Consider the following 23,708-nt stretch of genomic DNA (forward strand, 5'->3'; position numbering starts at 1 on the left):
AGGGATGCAAATCAGATCTTCGGCGGGCCGGGGTAACCGCAATGCGCCCAGGCGGCGGGCCGGAAGTACCAGGCCATGATCACCAGCTTGAGCAGCGAGCCCTGGCCCATGCGCAGCAGGTTCAGGTAGCTGTTTTCCCAGCGGTGCAGGAAGTTGCGGATCTGCTCCGCGCTGGCGTTTTCCCAGCTGCCCCAGATGCCGGTCAACGGGCCGCGCGTAATGCCCATGCCGAGCACATCGAACAGTTGCTGGGTGAGCTTGAACATCTCCGGCGACAGGTGCTGCAGGCTGTAGTCGAGTTTTTTCAGCGTGTCTTCAATCCCGGCGACCACGTGCTGGGCGCTGGCAACGCCTTCGAGCAGCACCGGCATCACCGCGCGCAGGAACGGCAAGTCACTGCTGCGCAACATGGCAAAGCCGCTGGCCGGGGTGCTGCTGGAGCAGCCGCTGAGGCTGGCGCCCAGCCCGGCCGTGGCCAGGAAGGCGCTGGCGCACAGGCCGATCTTCAAGACGCCGCGCCGCGACAGCGCGGGTGAATCCGTGAGGCTAGGGTTCATTGTTATTGTTATCCCGTGGGTGGCGGTGTCAGCGGACAAACAACTTTTGGATCAGTTTCTGGATCGATTTGCCGTAGGGCGGGTAGATCAATTTCGCCGCGTTCAGGCGCTGTTTCACCAGCACGCCCTTGGCTTTGCTGAACGTCAGGAACCCTTCATGGCCGTGGTAGTGGCCCATGCCTGACGGTCCGATGCCGCCAAAGGGCATGTCGTCCTGGGCCACGTGCAGGAGGGTGTCGTTCAGGCAGACGCCGCCGGAATGGGTCTCGTGGAGTACCCGATCCTGTTCGCGTTTGTTGTAGCCGAAGTAATACAGGGCCAGCGGGCGAGGGCGTTGGTTGATGTAGGCAAAGGCTTGGTCGATGCCGCGATAAGGCACGATCGGCAGCACCGGGCCGAAGATTTCGTCCTGCATCACCGTCATGTCGTCGCTGACATTCAGCAGCAGGCTATGGGCCATGCGCCGTGCCTGGCCTTGGTCGTACAGCGGGATCAGGGTGGCGCCCTTGTCTGTAGCGTCCTTGACGTAGGCATTGAGCCGGGCCAGTTGCCGCTCATTGATGATGGCGGTGTAGTCCGGGTTGTCGGCCAACGTCGGATAAAACCCGCGAACCGCCTTGCTGTAGGCCTCGACGAAACCCTCCACGCGGTCCTCCGGCACTAGCACGTAGTCCGGGGCCACGCAGGTTTGCCCGGCGTTCAAGGCTTTACCGAAGGCGATGCGTTCGGCGGCGTCCTTGAGCGGGACGTCGGCGGAGACGATGGCCGGCGACTTGCCGCCCAGTTCCAGGGTGACTGGCGTGAGGTGCTCGGCAGCGGCGCGCATCACGTGTTTGCCGATACTGGTAGCCCCGGTAAACAGCAGGTGATCGAAGCGCAGCTTGGAAAACGCCATGCCCACTTCGGCCTCGCCGAGCACCACGCACACCAGGTCCTCAGGGAAAATCCTGGCCAGCAAGGTCTTGAGCAGTTCGCCGGTAGCGGGCGTGGATTCGCTGAGCTTGAGCATCACCCGGTTTCCCGCTGCCAACGCACCCACCAGTGGACCGATGGCCAGGTACAGCGGGTAGTTCCATGGCACGATCACGCCGACCACGCCCAGGGGTTGGTAAATGACTTTGGCTGACGCGGGTTGGAAGGCCAGGCCTACAGCGCGGCGGGAAGGTTTCATCCAGCCCTTGAGGTGTTTGCTGGCGTAGTGAATGCCATGCAGGCTGGGCATCAATTCGGCGAACAGGGTTTCATCGGCGCTGCGGTGGCTGAAATCCTGGCTGATCGCATTGATCAGTGCCTGGCGCTCGTCACTGAGCACATCCCGCAAGGCCTTGAGCCACTGCTGGCGCTGTGCGGCTGGTGGCATCGGGTGGGCGGCGTAGGCGCGGCGTTGGGCGTCGAACAGGTCCTGGAGTTGATCCAGCGCCTGGGTATCTTGCAGGTAGGCAACGTTGGCAGACATGGCGCAGTACCGATTGTTATTGGTCTGCCTGGATTTTTAGAGTCATTGCTCTAAATTGTCAAATAACATTGCAGCAACATGCAGATTTATCCTGGCAAGGATAGGCCGTAAGATGCCCTATCACGTGTACAGAAGCTGATTCCCCTATGGCACCACGAGTAAAGACCAGCGAACGCATTGTGCAAACCAGCCTGGAGCTTTTTAACCAGCAGGGTGAGCGCAGTATCAGCACCAACCATATCGCCGCCCATATGGAAATTTCGCCGGGCAACCTGTACTACCACTTCCCCAACAAGCAGGCGATCATCGCCGTGCTGTTCCGCGAATATGAAGCGTTGGTGGACACTTTCCTGCGTCCGCCCCAGGGGCGAGCCATGTTGGTGGAAGACAAGCGCTTCTACCTCCAGGCCTTACTGGCCGGCATGTGGCGCTACCGTTTTCTGCACCGCGACCTTGAACACCTGCTGGAGAGCGACCCGGAACTGGCCACCGGCTATCGGCGTTTTTCCCAGCGTTGCCTGATCCAGGGCGGCGCCATCTACCAGGGGTTTGTCGATGCGGGCATCCTGAATATGGACCCGGTGCAAACCGAAGCCCTGACCCTCAATGCCTGGATCATCCTCACTTCCTGGGTGCGTTTCTTGTGCACCACCAATGAAAACTCCGCCCACCTGAGTGCCGAAGCCATCAAACGCGGGGTGTACCAGGTGCTGGTGCTGGAGGCGGGTTTCGTTACGCCCCAGGCGAAAGAGGCGGTGGATGCATTGTTCAAAGAGTTTTACGTGCCGTTGAACCAGGCACTGGAAGACGTGAAGTAGGACCTTTCCCGAATCTGTTCACAGGAGTCCATCATGCCGCTTGCCCAACTGATCAGCCCCCAGCAATTGGCCGAGCGCCAGACGTCGGCGGGGTGGGTGATCCTGGATTGCCGTTTTGCCTTGGAAGACCCGGATTACGGGCGTTGCAGCTACGCCGAGGGGCATATCGAGGGTGCGCAGTACGCTGACTTGGAGCGCCACCTTAGTGGGCCGGTAATCAAAGGTGTGACCGGTCGTCACCCATTGCCGGCAGCGAATACCTTCGCTGAGCAACTGCGGGCGTGGGGTGTGAGTGCCGATACCGACGTGGTGCTTTACGACGACGGTCCTGGTGCCTATGCCGCCCGCGCCTGGTGGTTGCTGGCCTGGCTGGGCAAGCGCGACGGCGTATTTATCCTGGATGGGGGGCTCAAGGCCTGGCATGTGGCGGGTTTCCCGTTGAGCCTGGATGCGCCGGTCGTCGAGCGCGGGACGTTTGCCGGTACACCGGACAATCGCCTGCTGCTGGATGCCGAACACCTGCAAAAACGCCTGGGCCAACCCGGCCTGACCCTGATCGATGCCCGCGCCCAACCGCGTTTTCGCGGCGAGGTGGAGCCTATCGACCCGATTGCCGGGCACATTCCCGGTGCGCAATGTGCGGCGTTCAACGAAAACCTGGGCAGTGACGGGCGTTTCCTCCCGGCCGAGCAACTCAAGCAACGCTTCGCCGCGCAGTTGCAGGGCCGCTCGCCGGAAGAACTGGTGGCGTATTGCGGCTCGGGCGTGACGGCCTGCCACAACCTGTTCGCCCTGAGCCTGGCGGGTTACCCGTTGGGCAAGTTGTATGCGGGGTCGTGGAGCGAGTGGATTACTGATCCTGCGCGGGCAATTGCTACGGGTGACTGAGTTCCCGGTGGGGTAAACCCTCCCACATGTTCAACGGTGGTGTGCCAGTAGCCATTGGGGGATGCGCCGCTCCAGGTAGTAGCTGGGGCGTTTCAGTGAGCCATCGACGAAGCCCACATGCCCACCTTTGGCCGTCAGTTCAAACTCGGTGCAGGCCGACAGCTCGCTGGTCTCGGGCAAGCTGTGGGCGAATACGAACGGGTCATCGGCAGCGTGGATAATCAGCGTCGGCGTGCGTATAGCACCCAGGTAGTAGCGACTCGACGCGCGGCGGTAGTAGTCCTCGGCACTCAAGAACCCGTGCAGCGGCGCGGTGACCCGGCCATCGAAGTCCCAGAAGGTGCGCATCTTCTCCAGCGAGCCAAGCGCTTCCAGGGCTTTCAGTCCGTCCGCGCGGCCATCCTGTAAAAAACGGCTTTGTTTGACGCGGATATACGCGAGCATTTCACGCATGAAGTGCTTTTGGTAAACCCGCGAGAAACCTATCCCGATGCGGTCCGCACACTGGTCCAGGCGAAACGGCACCGATACCGCCGCCGCGCCTTGCAGCCCGGATGCCTCGCCGGTTTCCCCCAGGTGCTTAAGCAGCACATTGCCCCCCAGCGAATAACCCACCGCATACAGCGGCGCCAGCGGCCGCTTGGCGCGTAGATGCGCAATGGCGGCGGCCAGGTCTTCGCTGGCGCCCGAGTGATAGCTGCGCGCCAACAGGTTGGGCTCGCCCGAACAGCCGCGCCAGTTCAAGGCCGCACTGGCCCAGCCTTGGGCGGCGAGGACTTTTTGCAGGCCGGCCACATAGGGGGAATTGGATGAGCCGGTCAGCCCATGCAGCACTAGCACCAACGGCGCCTGCGCGTCATGGGGGCCATGCCAGTCGAGGTCGAGAAAGTCGCCGTCTTCCAGCCACAGGCGTTCGCGTTGGCGTTCGATATGGGTGGTAGGGCGCCACAGCGGCCCCCACAGTGTTTGCAGGTGAGGGTTGCCGAGGCCGAAGGCGGGGGTGAAGAGGTCGGAGGACGGTGTCATGAAACTCTCAGTCTGTGGCAAGCCCGCTCACCACAATTGAAGCCAGTCTGAAAAATCAGGCGACGCTTTCGACCAATCGATGCCACAACGCGTAATACACACGACCGGACTTCTGCTCCCGGTGCAGGCGCCACGCACCCGGCAAGCCCAGGGTAGACGGCGCGGTCTCGCTTTCAGTGTAGATCCACGCATCCGGCGCCAGCCACTGGCGTTCTTCCAGCAAAGCGCACACGGTCGGCAGCAGGTTCTGGTTGAACGGCGGATCGAGGAACACCACGTCGTAGGCGCTGGCGGCCTGGGTTTCCAGGTAGCGCAGGGCGTCGGCGGTCTGCACCTGGCCGTTGGTGCAGCGCAGGGTGCCCAGGTGTTCCTTGAGGCTGGACACCGCGACATTGCTGGCATCCAGCGCCTGGGCCTGGGCCGCTCCACGGGACAGCGCCTCCAGGAACAGCGCGCCACTGCCCGCGAACGGGTCCAGCACCTTGGCGCCGGCAATGTAAGGCGCGAGCCAGTTGAACAGGGTTTCACGCACGCGATCCGGCGTTGGGCGCAGGCCCACGACGTCGGGGAAGCTCAGCTTGCGGCTGCCCCATTCACCGCCAATGATGCGCAGTTGGCCCACACCGTTATGCACGTTGTGGACAGGTTTTTTCGGGCGAGATGAACTGGCCATTAATGCTCCGGAACCCCGAGCGGCTGCTCGGCAGGTTTATCAGTGGGGGGCGGTAGTGGCTTTTGCGCAGTCGTTGGGCCGGCGGTCACGATGACCATCTTGTCGGCGCTCAAGTGTTTGTTCAAGGCAGCCTTGACCTGCTCTACGGTCAGTGCCTGGGATTGTTTCATGAAATCTTCCAGATAGCTCAGCGGCAGGTTGTAGAAACCCATGGCGCCCAGCTGCCCGACGATATCGGCGTTGCTCGCAGTGGACAGCGGGAAGCTGCCGGCCAGCTCGCGCTTGGCGTCATCCAGTTCCTTTTGCGTCGGGCCGGTCTTGAGGTAGTCGGCCAGCACGTCTTCGACCAGGCGCAAGGTGCCGCCGCTCATTTCGGCGCGGGTTTGCAGGTTGATCATGAACGGGCCACGCACTTGCATCGGCGAGAAGCCGGAATACACACCGTAGGTCAGGCCACGTTTCTCGCGCACTTCGCTCATCAAACGGGTGCCGAAGCCACCGCCGCCGAGGATCTGGTTGCCCAGGGACAGCGCTGCGTAGTCCGGGTCGGCGCGGTCGATGCCCAATTGGGCGAAGAGCAGGTGAGTCTGTTTGGACGGGAACTCGATATGGCTCAGGCCGGGCTTCGGCTCGGTCGGCTGGGCGATTTTCGCCATGGCCGGGCCCTTGGGCAGCGAGGCCGACACTTTGGCGGTCATCGCTTCGACTTCGGCGCGGGTCAAATCACCGACCACGGCAATCACGGCATTACCCGCCGCATAAGCCTTGGCGTGGAACGCCTGCAACTGTGCGAGGGTAATCTTCGGAACGCTTTCTGGCGTGCCTTCACTCGGGTGAGCGTAGGGGTGATCGCCGTACAGGCGCTTGAACAACTCCAGGCTCGCCAGTTTGCCGGGGTTCTGCTTCTGGTATTCAAAGCCGGCGAGGATCTGGTTCTTGATCCGCGCCAGGGAATCGGCGGGGAAGGTCGGTTTGCCGATGACGTCGTCAAACAGCGCCAGGGCGGCGTCGCGTTTAGCGCTGTCGCTGAGGCTGCGCAGGGACACCAGCGCCATATCGCGATAAGCACCATTGCCAAAGTCGGCGCCCAGGCCTTCAAAACCACTGGCAATCTGGCTCACATCCTTGCCCGGCACGCCCTCATTGAGCATGGCGTTGGTCATCAGTGCCAGGCCCGGCACGTTGCCGTCCTGGCTGCTGCCGGCGGCGAACAGGATGCGCATGTCGAACATCGGCAGTTCATGGGCTTCGACGAACAGCACCTTGGCGCCTTCGGCGGTGGTCCAGGTTTGCACGTCGAGCTTGCGGTTGGTCGGCGCCTTGCCGTCAAGCTCCGCCAGGGATTGCAGTTTGTTGGCCGATTGCGCCTTGTCCAGCGCCTGGCTGGCGACGGACTCACTTGGGCGCAGGAAATACACGGCACTCGCTGCGACCAGGGTGACGACGATCAGGCCCGGCAGGATCAGGCGGCTGCTTTTGCGATCACTCATGAGCGGTCTCCTCAGGCAAAACATGGGCGACGCTCAGACGTTCGCGGGTGAAATAGGTGCGTGCGGCCTTCTGGATGTCTTCCGGGGTCACGCTTTGCAGGTCGGCCAGCTCGGTGTCCATGAGTTTCCAGGACAGGCCCACGGTTTCCAGCGAGCCGATGGCGGTGGCCTGGCTGGTGATCGAGTCACGCTGGTACACCAGGCCGGCGATGACCTGGGCACGGATGCGCTCCAGTTCTTCGGCGGTCGGTGGCTTGGCCTTCAACTCTTCCAGCAGGCGCCACAGGCCGGCTTCGGCTTGGGCAACGGTTTTTTTCTTTTGCTGGTTCGGAGTGGCCGAGAGGGTGAACAGGCTGTCGCCGCGGGTATAGGCGTCGTAGTGGGTGGATGCGGCGGAAACCAGCTCTTCACCACGCTCCAACTGTTCGGAGATCCGTGCGCTGTAGCCGCCGTCCAGCAGGGCCGAGATCAGGCGCAGGGCCTGGACCGAACGCTTGTCTTCGGCGGTGGCCAGGCCAGGTACGTTGAAGCCCAGGATCACGCTCGGCAATTGGGTCTGCACATGCATGGTCAGCAGGCGCTCGCCGGGCTCGGCCAGCTCCATCGGAATCTTGGCGGGCGGTACGTCACGCTTGGGGATCGGGCCGAAGTAGCGCTGGGCGAGGTTTTTCACCTCGTCCGGGGTCACATCGCCGACTACTACCAGGGTGGCGTTGTTCGGCACGTACCAGGACTGGTACCAGTGGCGCAGTTCCTCAACCTTCATACGGTCGAGGTCGGCCATCCAGCCGATGGTCGGTGTGTGGTAGCCGCTGGCCGGGAAAGCCATCGCCTTGAAGCGCTCGAAGGCCTTGGACATCGGGTTGTCGTCGGTGCGCAGGCGGCGTTCTTCCTTGATTACCTCGATTTCGCGGCTGAACTCGTCGGCCGGCAGGCGCAGGCTGGCCATGCGGTCGGCTTCCAGCTCAAAGGCAACGCCCAGGCGGTCACGGGCCAGCACCTGGTAGTAGGCGGTGTAGTCATCGCTGGTGAAGGCGTTTTCTTCGGCGCCCAGGTCCCGCAGGATCAGCGAGGCTTCGCCGGGGCCGACCTTGGCGCTGCCCTTGAACATCATGTGCTCCAGGGCGTGGGACAAACCGGTCTGGCCCGGGGTTTCGTAGCTCGAACCGACCTTGTACCAGACCTGGGAAACCACCACCGGCGCGCGATGGTCTTCGCGCACGACCACCTTGAGGCCGTTATCCAGGGTGAATTCATGGGTGGGTTGTGGGTCGGCAGCCAAGGCTGAAAGTGGCAGACAAACTGTGCTGAGCAGCAGGCCTGCGGCGTGGCGGGCTAGAGCATTCATTCGTTTTTAAACCTGTTGGGCTGCCCGCTTGGTCTTAGCGTCGGCGGGCGAGGAGGTGCTAGGATACTGATCCGACCTAGGGACGGCCACTATGGCTGTCTTGTTAAGGCCCTATTTAGGCCTTACAAAATGTTGCGCATGAACGAGCTGGCTAAAAAACAGTCTGTTACGCATCGAATTTTATTTACCGATGTGCCCCTTGGCGCGTCGCTACCTTGAGATAGCCGTCTCCATGTTTGGTTCCAACGACGACAAGAAGACCCCAGCTGCGGCTGGCGAGAAGAAAGGCCTGTTCGGATGGCTGCGCAAAAAGCCGCAGGAAACCGTCGCTGAACAGCCACAGGTTCAAGCTGAGCCGATCCCCGAGCCTATAGTAGAAGCCGAACCGGTAGTCGAAGCGCCGGCGCCGGTCGTTTTGCCGATGGCTGAGCCGGTGTTGCAGCCGGTGGCCGAAGTGGTGCCGGAACCTGAGCCCGAGCATAAGCCGTGGCCGGAACTGCCGGTGGCCGAAGAGCCCGTGGCGCTGGTTGACGACGTGCAGGCCGAGCATGTGACGCCGCCGATTCCGGTGGTTATCGAGCCGGTTCCTGTCGTGATCGACGAGCCTACGCCTGTAGCTGTGATCGAGCCGGCACCCGTTGCGGTTGTCGCGCCAGTGGTTGAGCCGGCTCCCGTCGTGGTTGCCGCTCCCGCCGTTATCGAATCGCCCGTCGAGCCCGCGTCCGTCGCTCCTGTCGAAACCAGCAAGACCGGCTTCTTCGCCCGCCTCAAGCAAGGCCTGAGCAAGACCAGCGCCAGCATCGGCGAAGGCATGGCCAGCCTGTTCCTCGGCAAAAAGGTGATCGACGACGAACTGCTGGAAGACATCGAAACCCGTCTGCTGACCGCCGACGTGGGCGTCGAAGCCACCGCCGTGATCATCCAGAGCTTGACCCAGAAGGTCGCGCGCAAGCAGCTGACCGATGCCGACGCCCTCTACAAATCCTTGCAGGCCGAGCTGGCGGCGATGCTCAAGCCCGTGGAAGCGCCACTGGTGATCACCCCGAACAAGCCGTTCGTGATCCTGGTCGTGGGCGTCAATGGCGCCGGCAAGACCACCACCATCGGCAAACTGGCCAAGAAGCTGCAGTCGGAAGGCAAAAAAGTCATGCTCGCCGCCGGCGACACCTTCCGCGCCGCTGCCGTCGAGCAATTGCAGGTCTGGGGTGAGCGCAACAAGATCCCGGTCATCGCCCAGCACACCGGTGCCGATTCCGCCTCGGTGATCTTCGACGCCGTGCAAGCCGCCAAGGCTCGTAACATCGACGTGCTGATTGCGGATACCGCCGGTCGCCTGCACACCAAAGACAACCTGATGGAAGAGCTGAAGAAAGTCCGCCGCGTGATTGGCAAGCTCGACGCAGGCGCCCCGCACGAAGTGCTGCTGGTGCTGGACGCCGGTACTGGCCAGAACGCCATCAGCCAGGCCAAACAATTCAACCAGACGGTCCAACTGACCGGCCTGGCGTTGACTAAGCTCGACGGCACGGCCAAAGGCGGCGTGATCTTCGCCCTGGCCAAGCAGTTCGGGTTGCCGATTCGTTATATCGGCGTCGGTGAAGGCATCGACGACCTGCGCACCTTTGAAGCCGAACCCTTTGTACAGGCACTGTTTGCCGAGCGGGAGCGTTCATGATTCGATTCGAACAGGTCGGTAAACGCTATGCCAACGGGCATGTCGGCTTGCATGAGCTGAGCTTTAGAGTGCGTCGCGGCGAGTTCTTGTTTGTCACCGGTCACTCGGGGGCCGGCAAAAGTACGCTGTTGCGCCTGTTGCTGGCCATGGAGCGCCCAACCACCGGCAAATTGCTGCTGGCGGGCCAGGACCTGGCCACCATCAGTAATGCGCAGATCCCGTTTCTGCGCCGCCAGATCGGCGTGGTGTTCCAGAACCACCAGTTGCTGTTTGATCGTACGGTGTTCAACAACGTTGCCTTGCCGTTGCAGATTCTTGGATTGTCCAAGGCCGAAATCGTCAAGCGCGTGGATTCGGCCCTGGAGCGCGTGGCGCTGTCGGACAAGACCGACCTCTACCCCGGCGACCTGTCCACCGGCCAGCAACAGCGCGTCGGCATTGCCCGCGCGATCGTTCACCGCCCGGCCTTGCTGCTGGCGGACGAACCCACCGGTAACCTCGACCCGCGCCTGGCGGCCGAGATCATGGGTGTGTTCGAAGACATCAACCGTCTGGGTACCAGCGTACTGATCGCCAGCCACGACCTGGCGCTGATCGCACGTATGCGCCACCGCATGCTGACCCTGCAACGCGGTCGCCTGATCGGTGACGGGGAGGCTGGCGTATGAGTGCGACACGTAGCCCCAAGGTTTCCGAGCGCGTGGCGCCGAAACCGGCCGATCCGCAACCGAAAAAGAAAAAACACGACGACGATGACGGCCCGGACTTCAGCACCCTGCTGCGCGCCTGGATCGAAAGTCATCGCGCCAGCCTGCTGGACAGCCTGCGTCGCCTGGGCAAGCAGCCGATCGGCAGCTTTTTTACCTGCCTGGTGATGGCCGTGGCCCTGAGCCTGCCGATGGGCTTGTCGTTGCTGCTTAATAATGTCGAGCGCCTGGGTGGCTCCTGGCAGCGTGCGGCGCAGATTTCGCTGTACCTGAACCTGGATGCCAGTACCAAGGAAGGCGAAGCGCTACGGGACGATATCAAGAACATGCCGGGCGTCGCGGACGCCGAGTACGTCAGTCGCGACCAGGCCCTTGAGGAGTTCCAGCAACAGTCCGGCCTGGGCGAGGCGCTTAAGGAGCTGCCGCAGAACCCGTTGCCGGGTGTGGTCCTGGTGACGCCGAATGAAGTCGACAAGGCGGGCCTTGAAGCCCTGCGACAAAAACTCGCAGAGATGCCCAAGGTGCAACAGGCGCAACTTGATCTAGTCTGGGTAGAGCGCCTGGCGGCGATCCTCAAGCTGGGCGACCGCTTTGTGTTCGGCCTGACGGTGCTGTTGGTGTCTGCATTACTTTTGGTGATAGGTAATACCATTCGTCTTCATATTGAAAACCGTCGCACCGAGATAGAAGTGATTAAACTGGTCGGCGGCACGGACAGCTATGTGCGTCGGCCTTTTCTGTACATGGGCGCGCTTTATGGCCTGGGTGCGGGGATTTTGTCCTGGGGCGTGCTGGCGTTCGGCCTGAACTGGCTGAACGACGCAGTCGTTGGGCTTGCCGGCTTGTATGGCAGTGATTTTGCCTTGGCCGGGGTACCGGTGGCCGATGGTCTGTCGCTCTTGCTTGGCGCGGTATTGTTGGGTTATATCGGTGCCTGGATTGCGGTCGCACGGCATTTACGTGAGCTGGCACCGAAGTAGTTAATGTCAGATTAATGTGGTTTCGTTTGTATTGACCGTATCAGTGGTTTAGGGAACTTGTCCTACGGTTCCCGGTCAATTTTCGCAGTGCTGAACTGCACGAGTTATGTGAGTCGGAGGTTTTTTCGTATGACCACTTCTTTGCAACCTGCTTATGCCTTGGTCCCGGGTGCGAACCTGGAAGCCTATGTGCACACGGTCAACAGCATTCCATTGCTGACCCCCGAGCAGGAGCGTGAACTGGCCGAGAGTCTCTACTATGAGCAGGATTTGGGGGCGGCTCGGCAGATGGTGCTCGCCCACCTGCGTTTTGTCGTACATATCGCCCGTAGCTATAGCGGCTACGGCCTGGCCCAGGCTGACCTGATCCAGGAAGGCAACGTCGGCCTGATGAAGGCTGTAAAGCGCTTCAACCCTGAGATGGGCGTGCGCCTGGTGTCGTTTGCCGTGCACTGGATCAAGGCGGAAATCCACGAGTTCATCCTGCGCAACTGGCGCATCGTGAAAGTCGCGACCACCAAGGCCCAGCGCAAGCTGTTCTTCAACCTGCGCAGCCAGAAAAAACGCCTGGCGTGGCTGAACAACGAGGAAGTCCACCGCGTGGCCGAAAGCCTCGGCGTGGAGCCCCGTGAAGTGCGCGAGATGGAAAGCCGCCTGACCGGCCATGACATGGCCTTCGACCCGGCCGCGGAAGCGGACGACGACAGCGCTTTCCAATCGCCGGCCAACTACCTGGAAGACCACCGGTACGACCCGGCGCGTCAACTGGAAGATGCCGACTGGAGCGACAACTCCAACCACAACCTGCACGAAGCGCTGGAAGTACTGGACGACCGCAGCCGTGACATCCTCTACCAGCGCTGGCTGGCGGAAGAAAAAGCTACGCTGCACGACCTGGCACAGAAGTACAACGTGTCGGCCGAGCGGATTCGTCAGCTTGAAAAGAGCGCGATGAACAAGCTGAAACTATCCATCGCTGCTTAAAAGTGTGGGAGGGGGCAAGCCCCTCCCACATTTGTTTTGTGTTGTATCAGTCGGACCAAGGCGCTTTGCGAGAGTTGTTCAGTTCCACCAGATAACCATCCCCACCCAACTGGCTCATCTGCTGGCGAATCCACGCCGCTCGCCGCGCCACGTACGCGGTCGGATGACTGGCACTCCACACCCGAGGGTTAGGCAACACCGCCGCCAGGTAGCTGGCCTGCTGCCGGGACAATCCCTTGGCACTCACGCCAAAGTGATGTCGCGCAGCCGCTTGCGCGCCAAACACGCCTTCATCCCATTCCACGCTGTTGAGGTACACCTCAAGAATCCGCTGCTTGGGCCAAAACACCTCGATCAGCCCGGTAAACCAGGCCTCCAGGCCTTTGCGCAAATAACTGCGACCCGCCCACAGGAACAGGTTTTTCGACACCTGCTGGCTCAGCGTACTCGCGCCACGGATCGAACCGCCGCGTTCGTTGTGCAGGAGCGCCGCCTGGATGGCGCCGAAATCAAAGCCCCAATGCTGCGGGAAGCGCTGGTCTTCACCGGCCATCACCGCCACTTTCAGGTCGTCGGAGATTTCTTCCCACGGCACCCAGGTGCGTTGCAGGTCAATGGGTTCGCCGTCGAACCAGGATTCGACTTTGCGCTCCACCATCAATGCGGTGAAGGGCGGCGGGACGACACGGAACAGCAGCACCAGCAGAACACTGCCAATGGCAAACCATTTCACGACGTTGAGAAAGCGTTTGAAGAGGACACGCAGCATAGAGATGGCTTGGCCGAACCCGTTGAGCGGGCCATTATACAGACCCTGCCCAATGAGTCTGACTGGAGTTCCTCATGCTGCGTAGCTTTCTGATGCTGGCTGCCTTTTTCGGCTTCACCGGTGTCGCCCTCGGTGCGTTCGCCGCCCATGGCCTGAAAAGCCGCCTGAGCGCCGAGTACCTGGCGATCTTTCACACCGGCGTGACCTATCAGTTGGTGCACACCCTGGCGCTGTTCGGCGTAGCGCTGCTGCTGGCGCATATTCCGGGGCGCCTGGTGACGTGGGCAGGCGTGTCCTTTGTCGTCGGTATCCTGCTGTTCTCCGGCAGCCTGTACGTGTTGACCACCACGGGGATCAGCAAACTCGGCATCATCACGCCCTTCGGCGGATTGGCGTTCCTGCTGGGTTGGTTCTTCCTGGGCTTGGCTGCCTGGCGCTTGCAGCTGACCGCTTGACGCTTGGAGCTGACCTTCAGGTCCCAATCGAGCTAGAATGCTGGCCCCTAAAATCGATGGCGGCCCGTGGCATGCGCATTCAGTTGAACGGCGAATCCCTTGAACTGCCCGACGGTGAAACCGTTGCGGCCCTGCTGACCCGCCTGGACCTGACCGGGCGTCGCGTCGCAGTGGAACTCAACCTGGATATCGTCCCGCGTAGCCTGCATGCCGAGACCGCGCTCACCGACGGTGACCAGGTCGAAGTGGTCCACGCCATCGGCGGCGGCTAGTCCCGCACGTTTATGTAGCCCCGGATTCTGCAGAACCTCACCCCATTTCGAGGATTTCCCATGAGCATCGTTCGTAGCGACAAGCCCTTCGTCCTGGCCGGTCGTACCTACCAGTCCCGTCTGCTGGTCGGCACCGGCAAGTACCGCGACATGGAAGAAACCCGCCTGGCCATCGAAGCCTCGGGCGCCGAGATCGTGACCTTTGCCGTGCGCCGCACCAACCTCGGCCAGATCGAAGGCGAGCCGAACCTGCTCGAAGTGCTGTCGCCGGATCGCTACACCTTCCTGCCGAACACCGCCGGTTGCTACGACGCCGTCGAAGCCGTGCGCACCTGCCGCCTGGCCCGTGAACTGCTCGACGGCCACAACCTGGTGAAGCTGGAAGTGCTGGCCGACCAGAAAACCCTGTTCCCCAACGTGATCGAAACCCTCAAGGCCGCTGAAACCCTGGTCAAGGAAGGTTTCGACGTGATGGTCTACACCAGCGATGACCCGATCATCGCCCGCCAACTGGCCGAAATCGGCTGTATCGCCGTGATGCCACTGGCCGGCCTGATCGGTTCCGGGCTGGGCATCTGCAATCCGTACAACCTGCAGATCATCCTCGAAGAAGCCAAGATCCCGGTACTGGTGGACGCCGGTGTCGGTACCGCTTCCGACGCCACCATCGCCATGGAACTGGGCTGCGACGCGGTGCTGATGAACTCGGCCATCGCCCACGCCCAGCAACCGGTGCTGATGGCCGAAGCCATGAAACACGCCATCGTCGCCGGCCGCCTGGCCTACCTCGCCGGGCGCATGCCGAAAAAACTATACGCCAGCGCCTCTTCGCCGCTGGATGGTCTGATCAAGTAAGAGCCATTGATGACTGAATCAAACGAAACGCCGAACACCGTGGAAGAAGGCGACGAGTCCAAGCACCGCCGCATCAAGAGTTTTGTGATGCGCGCCGGCCGCATGACCGAAGGCCAGCAAAAAGGCCTGGAGCAAGGTACGCCGCTGTTCGTCCTGCCCCTGGCCGACGCGCCGGTGGACTATGACCAGGTGTTTGGTCGTTCGGCCCCGCGGTCCCTGGAAATCGGTTTTGGCATGGGGCACTCCCTGCTGGAAATGGCGGCGGCCTCGCCGGAACAGGATTTTATCGGCGTGGAAGTCCACCGCCCGGGTGTCGGCGCGCTGCTCAACGGCGTTCTGACTCAAGGCCTGACCAACCTGCGGGTTTATGACTGCGACGCGATCGAAGTGCTCAACCGCTGCATCGCCGACAACAGCCTCGACCGCCTGATGCTGTTTTTCCCCGATCCATGGCACAAGAGCCGTCACCACAAGCGCCGCATCGTCCAAGCCTCCTTCGCGGAGCTGGTGCGCAGCAAGCTGAAAGTCGGCGGTATCCTGCACATGGCCACCGACTGGGAACCGTACGCCGAATACATGCTGGAAGTGATGGACGTTGCCCCTGGCTACCGCAACCTGGCGGAAGACGGCAAATGCGTACCGCGCCCGGCCGAACGCCCGATCACCAAGTTCGAGCGTCGTGGCGAGCGACTCGGGCATGGGGTTTGGGATTTGAAGTTCGAGAAGCTGGCGTAACTCGCCACTGACTTGAAATGCAATTCAATGTGGGAGGGGGCTTGCCCCCGATAGCGGTGGATCAGTCACTTTGATGTCGACTGACCCTCAGCTATCGGGGGCAAGCCCCCTCCCACAGTTGTTTTGTGTTGGATTTGAGGTCAGCGGCGATCGGCGACGACGCCAATCAACACCAGCACCACCACCAGCACCGGCGCCAGGCTGTAGTTATTGAACTGGCTCAACCCCCGCACAATCCACGGCGTGGCGTAGATCAGCGCCGCACCGCTGCCGATCATGCACAGCAGGGCCATCAACGGTACGCGCAACGCGCCGGCAACGCTGCCCAGGCGTGCTTCGACCCAGCCCTTGATGTCGGCGCCAAACAGCACCAGCAAACAGCCCACAAGGGCCAGGGAGATTTCCGACAGGTTGCTGCGGCTCCAGCGGGATACGGTGGCGAGCAGGTCGAGTACCAAATCCATTCGATTTCCTTAGAGCGATCAGCTCAAAAACTTCTGCAACAGGTCATTGAGAAAGAGTTGCCCGCGATCAGTGGCCGCCAGGCGTGACGGTTCGACCTGCATTAAGGCACTTTGTTCTGCCTCGCGCCGCGCCTCGTCAAGGCTCGCCAGATCGAGGCCGGTGCGTTCGGCGTAGAGCGTGGCGTCGACGCCCTCGGTGAGGCGCAGGGCGTTCATCAGGAACTCGAACGGCAGCTCTTCGTTGGTCAGCTCCTTCGCCCCGGCCTGGAAGCTTTTGGCCGGGTTGAGGTAGTCCTTCGGCGCGCGGGTCTTCCAAGTGCGCACAATGCTCCCGTCGGGGTGGCTGAGCTTGCCGTGGGCGCCGGCGCCGATGCCGATAAAGTCGCCAAAGCTCCAGTAGTTGAGGTTATGTCGCGCCGGGCGCCCGGGTTGGGCGTAGGCCGACACTTCATATTGTGCGTAACCGTGTTCGGCCAGCAGCGCCTGGCCAGCTTCCTGGATGTCCCACAGGGTGTCGTCTTCCGGCAGCGCCGGTGGCTGGTTCCAGAACACGGTGTTGGGTTCCAGGGTCAACTGGTACCAGGACAGGTGCGTCGGCTTCAGTGCGATGGCCTGGCGCAGGTCGCTCAACGCGTCCTCCAGGGACTGATCGGGCAAACCGTGCATCAGGTCCAGGTTGAAGTTATCGAACCCGGCCTGGCGTGCCATCCCGGCGGCGCGTACGGCTTCGTCGCCGTTGTGGATGCGACCCAGGGCCTCGAGCTTTTCTTGCTGGAAGCTCTGGATACCGATGGACAGCCGATTGATCCCCAGCGTGCGGTAAGCGACGAACTTTTCTTGCTCGAAAGTACCGGGGTTGGCTTCCAGGGTGATCTCGATGTCGCCGGCAAACGGGATGCGTGCTTCCACGCCTTTGAGCAATCGGCCCAGCGCCGCAGCGCTGAACAGGCTTGGCGTGCCGCCGCCGAAGAAGATCGAACTCAGTTCGCGCCCATACACCGCGTGCAGGTCCTGATCGAGGTCGGCCAGCAAGGCGTCGACATACTCTTCTTCCGGCAGCACCTTGCTGGCGGTGTGGGAGTTGAAGTCGCAGTAAGGGCATTTGCGCACGCACCACGGAATGTGGATATACAGCGCCAGGGGCGGCAGCACCGGCATGGCCGCCCGTGGTGTTTGCGCGCCACCGTGGATCAGCGGCTGCGCGGAGGTGTTCTGGGTCATTTCAAGCTCAGGCGTTGGCGCAGCAAATTCATTGCGCGGGCGCGGTGGCTGATCTGGTTCTTGTCGGCCGGGCTCAATTCGGCGCTGGAGACATTGCGTTCCGGCACCCAGAACAGCGGGTCATAACCAAAACCGTGCTCGCCACTGGCTGCATGCAGGATGCGCCCGTGCCACAGGCCTTCGCAGAGGATCGGCAGCGGGTCATCGGCATGCCGCACCAAGGCCAGCACGCAGACGAACTTCGCGCCACGCATCGCGTCCGGCACGTCCTTGAGGGCGTCCAGCAGCTTGGCATTGTTGGCCGCGTCGCCCTTGCCATCGGCATAACGCGCCGAGTAGATGCCCGGCGCGCCGCCGAGGAAGTCCACCGCCAGGCCAGAGTCATCGGCCAGCGCCGGAAGGCCCGAGATGCGTGCGGCATTGCGCGCCTTGAGGATGGCGTTCTCGACGAACGACAGGCCGGTCTCTTCCGGCTCCACCTGGCTGAACTCGCCGATCGAGCGCAACTGCACGGAGTCGCCGAGCATTGCCTGGAGTTCTTTGAGCTTGCCGGCGTTATGGCTGGCCAGTACGAGTTGAGTAAGGTTCATCATTCCGCCGGAAACAGTTCCTGGTTGAATTGGAAGCTATGGGCTTTGCCGCCGGTTTCAACATTGATGGTAAACGTCTTGTATTCCCGCTGTGTCACAGAGTACGGCGCGAGGTAATTAATCCCGCCTTTCTCGTCGATTTGCTTGAACGTCAAAATCTCGCTCTTGCCGCCCAGGTCCTTGATGGTGCCTGTCACCTGAGCTGCCACCGGGGTTACGCCCTTGATCACGGTCACATTGATCAAGCCTTTCTCCTTGCTGCGCACCACGCCAACTTTCTGGGCGGTTTCCGGCTGCAGGAAGCTGGAGGTGAAGGTGTTGTAATGAACGGTGATGTCACCGAAGTCTTTCTTGCGATTAGCGTCGATAGTGTCCGCCGCCATGGCGCTGGCGCCCAGGCATGCAGTCAGTAGAAAAATGGCCAAGCGACTCATGATCGTCCCTCTTGAAAATGATTAGACGGCAATCTTGTGATCCGTCAGGCCAGGGCTGCTGACCCGGTAGATACCAATTTCGCCCAACAGATTGGGCCATAGCTTACTTGCCCAGCCGTGACGGTGCTGTTGATCGACGGCCAGGCGGTTGATCACCTTGGCTTCACGCTCACCACACAGGGCTTCGAAGTCTTCGAAAGTACAGAAGTGGATGTTCGGCGTGTTGTACCAGGTGTACGGCAGGAAATCCGAGACCGGCATACGGCCCTTGGTCGCCAGGTACCAGCGGCAGCGCCAGTGCCCGAAGTTGGGGAAGGTGATGATGCACTGGCGGCCCACGCGCAGCATTTCGTCGAGAATGCGGTCCGGGTAGTGCACCGCTTGCAGGGCCTGGGTCATCACCACGATGTCGAAACTGTTGCTGGCAAAGTTGCCCAGGCCCTTGTCCAGGTCCTGTTCGATCACGTTGATGCCCTTGGCCACGCACTGGGCGATATTGTCCGGGTCGTTTTCCAGGCCATAGCCGGTGACTTGCTTGTTGTCCCGCAGCCAGCTCAGCAGTTCGCCATCGCCGCAGCCCAGGTCAAGCACGCGGCTGCCGGCGGGGATCCAGTCTTGGATGATGTCCAGGTCGGCTCTCATGGCGTTCTCACAAAGTAATTCGGTTCATGTAGTTGCTGAACGCTTGCAGGTAACGCGGGATCGGGATCAGGAAGGCGTCATGGCCTTGCGGAGCGTCGATCTCCAGGTAGCAGACGTCTTTTTTCGCAGCCATCAAGGCATCCACCAGCTCTCGGGAGCGGGCCGGCGAGAAGCGCCAATCGGTGGTAAACGACATGACGCAGAACGCGGCCGTGGCGCCCTCGAAGGTTTTCGCCAGGTCGTCGTCATGGTTGGCTGCCGGGTCGAAGTAGTCCAGAGCCTTGGTCATCAGCAGGTAGGTGTTGGCGTCGAAACGCCCCGAGAACTCCTCGCCCTGATAACGCAGGTAGCTTTCCACCTGGAACTCGACGCTGTGGAAGTCGTAGTTGAGCTTCTCGCTCTTGAGGCCACGGCCGAATTTCTCGCCCATGGAGTCATCGGACAGGTAGGTGATATGCCCGACCATCCGTGCCAGCATCAAGCCGCGCTTGGGGATCACACCGGCTTCCTGGAACGAACCGCCGTGGAACTCGGGATCGGTGAGGATGGCCTGGCGCGCCACTTCGTTGAAGGCGATGTTCTGCGCCGACAATTTGGGGGCCGAGGCGATGGCCAGGCAATGGCGCACGCGATCCGGGTAGGTGATGGTCCATTGCAGAGCCTGCATGCCGCCCAGGCTGCCGCCGATCACGGCGGCCCACTGCTGGATGCCCAACAGGTCGGCGAGGCGTGCCTGGCTGTGCACCCAGTCTTCCACGGTGAGTACCGGGAAATCGGCGCCGAACGGCCTGCCGGTTTCCGGGTTGAGGCTGCTGGGGCCGGTGGAGCCGTTGCAACCACCGAGGTTATTCAGGCTGACCACAAAGAACTTATTGGTGTCGATGGGCTTGCCGGGGCCGATGCAACTGTCCCACCAGCCGGGCTTGCGCTCGTCAACGCTGTGGAAACCAGCGGCGTGATGATGGCCGGAGAGGGCGTGGCAGATCAGCACGGCGTTGCTCGCCGTGGCGTTCAGTTGGCCGTAGGTTTCATAAATCAGGTCATAGGCAGGCAGCGAACGACCACAGGCCAAGGCCAGCGGTTCGCTGAAGTGCGCCACTTGGGGCACGACCAGTCCAACAGAATCGGGGGGAAAGGCAGTTGGCATCGACCCTGCTCTCGTTTAAATGAGGCGTAAGTCTAAAGACCGATGCATCCAGCGGCAAGCAAAGGCCAAATGTGGGAGGGAGCAGGTCGAATCGTCCCACCACCCCCCCTGCATTTGCTCCGCCTGTCAGATCAGCCCGAACAGTAACTTGGGCATGTTCGCGAAGTCAGCCAGGTACGGGATTCCCCAGCCCTGTATCAGCTGGATCGCGATAAACGCGAAGATCGGCGAAATATCCAGGCCGCCGAGGTTGGGGACCCAGCGACGGAACGGCGCGAGCACCGGCTCGGTGATCTGAGACACCAGCTCGGCACCTGGGCTACGGCTACCCGGTGCGACCCAGGACAGGATCACGCTGATGATCATCGACCAGAAGATGATCTTCAAAAACAACGAGAAGAGCCCGATCAGTGCCCATGGCAACAGCAGCACGGTGTAAGGCAGGTAGCCTTTGAGCATCAGGACCAGCGCGAACAGCAGAATCTGCAGCAGCAATGCCAGTACCAGCGACGACATGTCCAGGCCGAACATGCTCGGGACCACCCGACGCAGGGGCTTGAGCAGCGGTTGCGTGGCCTTCACCACGAATTGGCACAGCGGGTTGTAGAAGTTCGCCCGCACCAATTGCAGGATAAAACGCATCAGCACGATCAGCAGGTACAGGCTGCCCAAGGTCTGGATGATGAAGATGACGGCGTCATTGAGTCCAAGCATCATTTATTCCTTCGTAGGGGTACGACTATTTGCCCAGCTGCTCGGCCATTTCAGCCGAACGATGTGCTGCGGCACCCAGTGCTTTTTCCACCAGGGCTTCAAAGCCCCCGGCCTGGAATGATTCGATGGCAGCCTGCGTGGTGCCGCCCGGGGAGGTGACGCGACGGCGCAACTCGGCAGCGTCCACCTCACTGGAGACGGCCATTTTCGCGGCGCCCAGGGCAGTTTGCTCGGCCAGTTGCTCAGCGACTTGCTGTGGCAGGCCGAGTTTTACGCCGGCGGCGGTCATGGCTTCGATCAGCAGGAAGAAGTAAGCCGGGCCGCTGCCCGAGACGGCGGTGACCGCGTCCAGTTGCTGCTCCTGTTCGAGCCACAGGGCAATGCCCACGGCGGACAGCAGTTCCAGGGCCTGGGCACGCTGTTCGGCGGTCACCTCGTGGGTGGCATACAAACCGCTCACGCCCTGGCGCAGCAGCGCCGGGGTGTTGGGCATGCAGCGTACGATCGGCTGGGCACCGAGCCAGTTGTTCATGCTGGCGCAGGTGATGCCGGCGGCGATCGACACCACCAGTTGGTGCGGCTGCAGGCTTGGGCGCAGGCTTTCGCACACAGCCTTCATGGCCTGTGGCTTGACCGCCAGCACGATCACATCGACACCTTGTATGGCTTCGGCGTTATCGGCGAAGGTTTCGATACCGTGCTCGGTGCTGACGCGGGCACGGGTCTCGGCGCCGGGGTCGCTGGCGCGGATCTGCGCGGCGTCCAGACCCTTGGCCCGCAGGCCACCGATCAGGCTGGCCGCCATGTTGCCGGCGCCGATAAAGGCAATACGCGTGTTGCTCATGACAGGTCCTTACTTAGATGGATGTCAGCCATTTCATGGCTGGCCGTAGTCGCGGGCGCCAAACAGGGCGGTACCGATCCGCACCCAGGTGGCGCCTTGGGCGATGGCCGACTCAAGGTCGTGGCTCATGCCCATGGAAAGAGTGTCGAGCGGCAGGTTCAGGCTGTTTTGCAGGTCGCGCACGCGGGCGAACGCTGCATCTTGCTCGGCCCGGTCTTCCGTCGGCTCGGGAATTGCCATCAAGCCCCGCAGCTTCAGGCGCGGCAGGGCGCTGATGGCATTGGCCAGGGCCGGCAGGTCGGCGGGTGTGCAGCCGGACTTGCTGGCTTCGCCACTGACATTGACCTGGATGCAGATATTCAGCGGCGGCAGGTCGGCCGGGCGTTGCTCGGACAGGCGTTGTGCAATTTTGAGGCGGTCCACGGAATGCACCCAAGCGAAGTGCTCGGCGATGGCACGAGTCTTGTTCGATTGAATGGGGCCGATGAAGTGCCAGCTCAAGGGCAGGTCGGTTAATTCGGCCTGTTTGCCCAGGGCTTCCTGCAGATAGTTTTCGCCAAAATCACGCATCCCGGCGGCATAGGCTTCGCGCAGGGCTTGGGCGGGTTTGGTCTTGCTCACGGCCAGCAGGTGGATGCTGTGTGCGTCACGTTGCACGGCGTCGGCTGCGGCGCGGATGCGCTGGCTAACCTGGCCGATATTGTCTGCTATCGTCGACATTCAAGATGCGCCCGTGGATATGGAGTCCGCGGCATTCTACTGGAAATGGAAAGCCCTATGGATATCACTGAATTACTGGTGGCCGGCGTGCGTCGCGGCGCCTCCGACCTGCATTTGTCGGCCGGTGTGGCACCCATGCTGCGCATTGACGGTGAGGTCTGGCCGTTGGATTGGCCGGTGCTTTCACCCCCGCAAGTGGCGGATTTATTGAGCCCGCTGCTCAACCGCTACCAACAAAAGGATTTCGAAACATCTCTTGAAACGGATTTTGCCTTCGAGTTGCCAGGCGTGGCGCGGTTCCGGGCGAATGTGTTCCAGCAGGATCGCGGCATGGGTGCGGTGTTTCGCACCATCCCGGCCGAGGTCCAGAGCCTGGAAAATCTCGGCCTGGGGGAGGTGTTCCGGCGTATCGCCCTGCTTCCGCGCGGCCTGGTGCTGGTGACGGGCCCCACCGGCTCCGGCAAGTCCACTACCCTGGCGGCGATGATCGATTACCTCAATCAGCATCGGCGCCAGCACATCCTCACGCTGGAAGACCCCATCGAATTTATCCACACGCCGAAAATCGCCCTGATCAACCAGCGGCAGGTTCATCGCGACACCCATGGCTTTTCCACCGCGTTGCGCTCGGCGTTACGGGAAGATCCGGATGTGATCCTGGTGGGCGAGTTGCGCGACCTGGAAACCATCCGCCTGGCCCTGACGGCCGCTGAGACCGGACATCTGGTATATGGCACCCTGCACACCACCTCGGCGGCAAAGACCGTGGACAGGCTGGTGGACGTGTTCCCTGCGGGGGAAAAGGCCATGGTCCGCTCGATGCTGTCGGAGTCGTTGCAGGCGGTGGTGTCTCAGGTACTGGTCAAGAAGGTTGGCGGCGGGCGGGTGGCGGCCCATGAAATCATGCTGGGCACGCCAGCCATTCGAAATTTGATCCGCGAGGACAAGGTGGCGCAGATAGTCTCGGCGATTCAGACCGGCGGTGCGCTGGGCATGAAGACGCTGGATATGAGCTTGAAGGCGTTGGTCACGGAAGGCGTGATCAGCGGGGAGGAGGCGCGGGAGAAGGCAAGGGTGCCTGGGGATATCTGAGGGTTTGTGGACGACACAAATCAAATGTGGGAGGGGGCTTGAACTGGCCTAATGATTTTGGACACTTCAATCGGGCGCTATGATAGCGCCCAAATCTGAGGTGTTTGGATATGCGTAAATCTTATTCGAGTGAGTTCAAGCTCAAGGCTGCC

General features: G+C 61.7%; 27 protein-coding genes. 11 read left to right on the forward strand and 16 right to left on the reverse strand.

The window, feature by feature from the left end; translation table 11 throughout:
- Window positions 1-11: 11 nt before the first annotated feature.
- Both HCF10_RS29460 and HCF10_RS29465 read right to left on the reverse strand, forming a co-directional pair.
- Window positions 12-557 (reverse strand): twin-arginine translocation pathway signal protein, encoded by a 546-nt coding sequence (locus HCF10_RS29460; protein WP_167656949.1) that lies wholly within the window; start codon window positions 555-557, stop codon window positions 12-14.
- A gap of 28 nt (window positions 558-585) precedes the next feature.
- Complete coding sequence (locus HCF10_RS29465) at window positions 586-2,013, reverse strand: coniferyl aldehyde dehydrogenase (protein WP_167656950.1); 1,428 nt, start codon at window positions 2,011-2,013, stop codon at window positions 586-588.
- A 146-nt stretch (window positions 2,014-2,159) separates the two neighbouring features.
- On the opposite strand from HCF10_RS29465, the gene HCF10_RS29470 reads away from it, so the two are divergent.
- Window positions 2,160-2,831 carry a TetR/AcrR family transcriptional regulator gene (locus tag HCF10_RS29470; protein WP_145336911.1) on the forward strand — a complete coding sequence of 224 codons (672 nt, stop codon included), beginning with the start codon at window positions 2,160-2,162 and terminating at the stop codon, window positions 2,829-2,831.
- Between the two features lie 33 nt (window positions 2,832-2,864).
- The gene (locus tag HCF10_RS29475; protein WP_167656951.1) at window positions 2,865-3,719 is read left to right on the forward strand and encodes a sulfurtransferase; all 855 of its coding nucleotides are present in this window, start codon (window positions 2,865-2,867) and stop codon (window positions 3,717-3,719) included.
- A 30-nt stretch (window positions 3,720-3,749) separates the two neighbouring features.
- On the opposite strand, the gene HCF10_RS29480 is transcribed toward HCF10_RS29475, so the two are convergent.
- Genes HCF10_RS29480 through HCF10_RS29495 form a run of 4 tightly spaced genes read right to left on the reverse strand, consistent with a single transcriptional unit; the run spans window position 3,750 to window position 8,256 of the window.
- Window positions 3,750-4,745 carry a hydrolase gene (locus HCF10_RS29480; protein ID WP_167656952.1) on the reverse strand — a complete coding sequence of 332 codons (996 nt, stop codon included), beginning with the start codon at window positions 4,743-4,745 and terminating at the stop codon, window positions 3,750-3,752.
- A 55-nt stretch (window positions 4,746-4,800) separates the two neighbouring features.
- A complete protein-coding gene (gene rsmD / locus HCF10_RS29485; RefSeq protein WP_131697517.1) occupies window positions 4,801-5,418 on the reverse strand; it encodes a 16S rRNA (guanine(966)-N(2))-methyltransferase RsmD in 618 nt (205 codons plus the stop codon).
- Window positions 5,418-6,908 carry a M16 family metallopeptidase gene (locus HCF10_RS29490; protein WP_167656953.1) on the reverse strand — a complete coding sequence of 497 codons (1,491 nt, stop codon included), beginning with the start codon at window positions 6,906-6,908 and terminating at the stop codon, window positions 5,418-5,420. The genes rsmD and HCF10_RS29490 overlap by 1 nt, the downstream gene beginning before the upstream one ends.
- Window positions 6,901-8,256, reverse strand: coding sequence for a M16 family metallopeptidase (locus HCF10_RS29495; RefSeq protein ID WP_167656954.1), 1,356 nt, complete (start codon window positions 8,254-8,256; stop codon window positions 6,901-6,903). Before HCF10_RS29495 ends, HCF10_RS29490 begins: the two co-directional genes overlap by 8 nt.
- A gap of 232 nt (window positions 8,257-8,488) precedes the next feature.
- Between HCF10_RS29495 and ftsY the strand changes: the two genes are divergently transcribed.
- The 4 genes from ftsY (at window position 8,489) to rpoH (ending at window position 12,602) form a co-directional block, all read left to right on the forward strand.
- The gene (ftsY, locus tag HCF10_RS29500) at window positions 8,489-9,931 is read left to right on the forward strand and encodes a signal recognition particle-docking protein FtsY (protein WP_167656955.1); all 1,443 of its coding nucleotides are present in this window, start codon (window positions 8,489-8,491) and stop codon (window positions 9,929-9,931) included.
- On the forward strand, window positions 9,928-10,599 hold the full coding sequence (gene ftsE / locus HCF10_RS29505) for a cell division ATP-binding protein FtsE (protein ID WP_003234627.1): 672 nt from the start codon (window positions 9,928-9,930) through the stop codon (window positions 10,597-10,599). Before ftsY ends, ftsE begins: the two co-directional genes overlap by 4 nt.
- Window positions 10,596-11,618, forward strand: coding sequence for a permease-like cell division protein FtsX (ftsX, locus tag HCF10_RS29510; RefSeq protein WP_065923857.1), 1,023 nt, complete (start codon window positions 10,596-10,598; stop codon window positions 11,616-11,618). The genes ftsE and ftsX overlap by 4 nt, the downstream gene beginning before the upstream one ends.
- A 129-nt stretch (window positions 11,619-11,747) precedes the next feature.
- Entirely contained in the window at window positions 11,748-12,602 is an 855-nt protein-coding gene (rpoH, locus tag HCF10_RS29515) for an RNA polymerase sigma factor RpoH (protein ID WP_003176698.1), read from the forward strand.
- A gap of 46 nt (window positions 12,603-12,648) precedes the next feature.
- Here rpoH and mtgA read toward each other — a convergent pair whose 3' ends face one another.
- Window positions 12,649-13,371 (reverse strand): monofunctional biosynthetic peptidoglycan transglycosylase, encoded by a 723-nt coding sequence (mtgA, locus tag HCF10_RS29520; RefSeq protein ID WP_167656956.1) that lies wholly within the window; start codon window positions 13,369-13,371, stop codon window positions 12,649-12,651.
- 74 nt (window positions 13,372-13,445) lie between these two features.
- Between mtgA and HCF10_RS29525 the strand changes: the two genes are divergently transcribed.
- From HCF10_RS29525 to trmB, 4 genes are all read left to right on the forward strand, one after another.
- Entirely contained in the window at window positions 13,446-13,826 is a 381-nt protein-coding gene (locus tag HCF10_RS29525; RefSeq protein WP_131697512.1) for a DUF423 domain-containing protein, read from the forward strand.
- A 71-nt stretch (window positions 13,827-13,897) separates the two neighbouring features.
- A complete protein-coding gene (gene thiS / locus HCF10_RS29530; RefSeq protein ID WP_167656957.1) occupies window positions 13,898-14,098 on the forward strand; it encodes a sulfur carrier protein ThiS in 201 nt (66 codons plus the stop codon).
- A gap of 60 nt (window positions 14,099-14,158) precedes the next feature.
- Entirely contained in the window at window positions 14,159-14,953 is a 795-nt protein-coding gene (locus HCF10_RS29535) for a thiazole synthase (RefSeq protein ID WP_131697510.1), read from the forward strand.
- A 9-nt stretch (window positions 14,954-14,962) separates the two neighbouring features.
- Window positions 14,963-15,688, forward strand: coding sequence for a tRNA (guanosine(46)-N7)-methyltransferase TrmB (gene trmB, locus HCF10_RS29540; protein WP_131697509.1), 726 nt, complete (start codon window positions 14,963-14,965; stop codon window positions 15,686-15,688).
- A 140-nt stretch (window positions 15,689-15,828) separates the two neighbouring features.
- On the opposite strand, the gene HCF10_RS29545 is transcribed toward trmB, so the two are convergent.
- The 9 genes from HCF10_RS29545 to HCF10_RS29585 all read right to left on the reverse strand — a co-directional run bounded on the left by HCF10_RS29545 (window position 15,829) and on the right by HCF10_RS29585 (window position 22,464).
- The gene (locus HCF10_RS29545) at window positions 15,829-16,152 is read right to left on the reverse strand and encodes a DUF3392 domain-containing protein (RefSeq protein WP_010207241.1); all 324 of its coding nucleotides are present in this window, start codon (window positions 16,150-16,152) and stop codon (window positions 15,829-15,831) included.
- A gap of 18 nt (window positions 16,153-16,170) precedes the next feature.
- Window positions 16,171-17,310, reverse strand: coding sequence for a radical SAM family heme chaperone HemW (hemW, locus tag HCF10_RS29550; RefSeq protein ID WP_237683202.1), 1,140 nt, complete (start codon window positions 17,308-17,310; stop codon window positions 16,171-16,173).
- A 59-nt stretch (window positions 17,311-17,369) separates the two neighbouring features.
- Window positions 17,370-17,966, reverse strand: coding sequence for an RdgB/HAM1 family non-canonical purine NTP pyrophosphatase (rdgB, locus tag HCF10_RS29555; RefSeq protein ID WP_167656959.1), 597 nt, complete (start codon window positions 17,964-17,966; stop codon window positions 17,370-17,372).
- The gene (locus HCF10_RS29560; protein ID WP_027606095.1) at window positions 17,963-18,397 is read right to left on the reverse strand and encodes a DUF4426 domain-containing protein; all 435 of its coding nucleotides are present in this window, start codon (window positions 18,395-18,397) and stop codon (window positions 17,963-17,965) included. Before HCF10_RS29560 ends, rdgB begins: the two co-directional genes overlap by 4 nt.
- Before the next feature lie 21 nt (window positions 18,398-18,418).
- Window positions 18,419-19,039: a methionine biosynthesis protein MetW gene (gene metW / locus HCF10_RS29565; protein WP_017735309.1), complete on the reverse strand. Its 621-nt coding sequence runs from the start codon at window positions 19,037-19,039 to the stop codon at window positions 18,419-18,421.
- Between the two features lie 7 nt (window positions 19,040-19,046).
- Window positions 19,047-20,186, reverse strand: a complete 1,140-nt coding sequence (gene metX, locus HCF10_RS29570; RefSeq protein WP_131697507.1) for a homoserine O-succinyltransferase MetX — start codon at window positions 20,184-20,186, stop codon at window positions 19,047-19,049.
- Window positions 20,187-20,312: 126 nt separating this feature from the next.
- Window positions 20,313-20,900, reverse strand: a complete 588-nt coding sequence (locus HCF10_RS29575; RefSeq protein ID WP_131697506.1) for a YggT family protein — start codon at window positions 20,898-20,900, stop codon at window positions 20,313-20,315.
- Window positions 20,901-20,925: 25 nt separating this feature from the next.
- Window positions 20,926-21,744, reverse strand: coding sequence for a pyrroline-5-carboxylate reductase (proC, locus tag HCF10_RS29580; protein WP_131697505.1), 819 nt, complete (start codon window positions 21,742-21,744; stop codon window positions 20,926-20,928).
- A gap of 33 nt (window positions 21,745-21,777) precedes the next feature.
- Entirely contained in the window at window positions 21,778-22,464 is a 687-nt protein-coding gene (locus HCF10_RS29585; protein ID WP_131697504.1) for a YggS family pyridoxal phosphate-dependent enzyme, read from the reverse strand.
- 57 nt (window positions 22,465-22,521) lie between these two features.
- Here HCF10_RS29585 and HCF10_RS29590 point away from each other — a divergent pair, with 57 nt between their 5' ends.
- Window positions 22,522-23,556 carry a type IV pilus twitching motility protein PilT gene (locus HCF10_RS29590; protein WP_167656960.1) on the forward strand — a complete coding sequence of 345 codons (1,035 nt, stop codon included), beginning with the start codon at window positions 22,522-22,524 and terminating at the stop codon, window positions 23,554-23,556.
- Window positions 23,557-23,708 lie beyond the last annotated feature (152 nt).

Origin of the sequence: Pseudomonas sp. B14(2022) (genome assembly GCF_012030485.1) — a bacterium.
Classification (GTDB): Bacteria; Pseudomonadota; Gammaproteobacteria; order Pseudomonadales; family Pseudomonadaceae; genus Aquipseudomonas.

Bases quoted from the DNA above. Each gene is read 5' to 3' on its own strand.
- HCF10_RS29460 (WP_167656949.1), bottom strand. From the start codon at position 557: ATGAACCCTAGCCTCACGGATTCACCCGCGCTGTCGCGGCGCGGCGTC.
- HCF10_RS29465 (WP_167656950.1), bottom strand. From the start codon at position 2,013: ATGTCTGCCAACGTTGCCTACCTGCAAGATACCCAGGCGCTGGATCAA.
- HCF10_RS29470 (WP_145336911.1), top strand. From the start codon at position 2,160: ATGGCACCACGAGTAAAGACCAGCGAACGCATTGTGCAAACCAGCCTG.
- HCF10_RS29475 (WP_167656951.1), top strand. From the start codon at position 2,865: ATGCCGCTTGCCCAACTGATCAGCCCCCAGCAATTGGCCGAGCGCCAG.
- HCF10_RS29480 (WP_167656952.1), bottom strand. From the start codon at position 4,745: ATGACACCGTCCTCCGACCTCTTCACCCCCGCCTTCGGCCTCGGCAAC.
- rsmD (WP_131697517.1), bottom strand. From the start codon at position 5,418: ATGGCCAGTTCATCTCGCCCGAAAAAACCTGTCCACAACGTGCATAAC.
- HCF10_RS29490 (WP_167656953.1), bottom strand. From the start codon at position 6,908: ATGAGTGATCGCAAAAGCAGCCGCCTGATCCTGCCGGGCCTGATCGTC.
- HCF10_RS29495 (WP_167656954.1), bottom strand. From the start codon at position 8,256: ATGAATGCTCTAGCCCGCCACGCCGCAGGCCTGCTGCTCAGCACAGTT.
- ftsY (WP_167656955.1), top strand. From the start codon at position 8,489: ATGTTTGGTTCCAACGACGACAAGAAGACCCCAGCTGCGGCTGGCGAG.
- ftsE (WP_003234627.1), top strand. From the start codon at position 9,928: ATGATTCGATTCGAACAGGTCGGTAAACGCTATGCCAACGGGCATGTC.
- ftsX (WP_065923857.1), top strand. From the start codon at position 10,596: ATGAGTGCGACACGTAGCCCCAAGGTTTCCGAGCGCGTGGCGCCGAAA.
- rpoH (WP_003176698.1), top strand. From the start codon at position 11,748: ATGACCACTTCTTTGCAACCTGCTTATGCCTTGGTCCCGGGTGCGAAC.
- mtgA (WP_167656956.1), bottom strand. From the start codon at position 13,371: ATGCTGCGTGTCCTCTTCAAACGCTTTCTCAACGTCGTGAAATGGTTT.
- HCF10_RS29525 (WP_131697512.1), top strand. From the start codon at position 13,446: ATGCTGCGTAGCTTTCTGATGCTGGCTGCCTTTTTCGGCTTCACCGGT.
- thiS (WP_167656957.1), top strand. From the start codon at position 13,898: ATGCGCATTCAGTTGAACGGCGAATCCCTTGAACTGCCCGACGGTGAA.
- HCF10_RS29535 (WP_131697510.1), top strand. From the start codon at position 14,159: ATGAGCATCGTTCGTAGCGACAAGCCCTTCGTCCTGGCCGGTCGTACC.
- trmB (WP_131697509.1), top strand. From the start codon at position 14,963: ATGACTGAATCAAACGAAACGCCGAACACCGTGGAAGAAGGCGACGAG.
- HCF10_RS29545 (WP_010207241.1), bottom strand. From the start codon at position 16,152: ATGGATTTGGTACTCGACCTGCTCGCCACCGTATCCCGCTGGAGCCGC.
- hemW (WP_237683202.1), bottom strand. From the start codon at position 17,310: ATGCCGGTGCTGCCGCCCCTGGCGCTGTATATCCACATTCCGTGGTGC.
- rdgB (WP_167656959.1), bottom strand. From the start codon at position 17,966: ATGATGAACCTTACTCAACTCGTACTGGCCAGCCATAACGCCGGCAAG.
- HCF10_RS29560 (WP_027606095.1), bottom strand. From the start codon at position 18,397: ATGAGTCGCTTGGCCATTTTTCTACTGACTGCATGCCTGGGCGCCAGC.
- metW (WP_017735309.1), bottom strand. From the start codon at position 19,039: ATGAGAGCCGACCTGGACATCATCCAAGACTGGATCCCCGCCGGCAGC.
- metX (WP_131697507.1), bottom strand. From the start codon at position 20,186: ATGCCAACTGCCTTTCCCCCCGATTCTGTTGGACTGGTCGTGCCCCAA.
- HCF10_RS29575 (WP_131697506.1), bottom strand. From the start codon at position 20,900: ATGCTTGGACTCAATGACGCCGTCATCTTCATCATCCAGACCTTGGGC.
- proC (WP_131697505.1), bottom strand. From the start codon at position 21,744: ATGAGCAACACGCGTATTGCCTTTATCGGCGCCGGCAACATGGCGGCC.
- HCF10_RS29585 (WP_131697504.1), bottom strand. From the start codon at position 22,464: ATGTCGACGATAGCAGACAATATCGGCCAGGTTAGCCAGCGCATCCGC.
- HCF10_RS29590 (WP_167656960.1), top strand. From the start codon at position 22,522: ATGGATATCACTGAATTACTGGTGGCCGGCGTGCGTCGCGGCGCCTCC.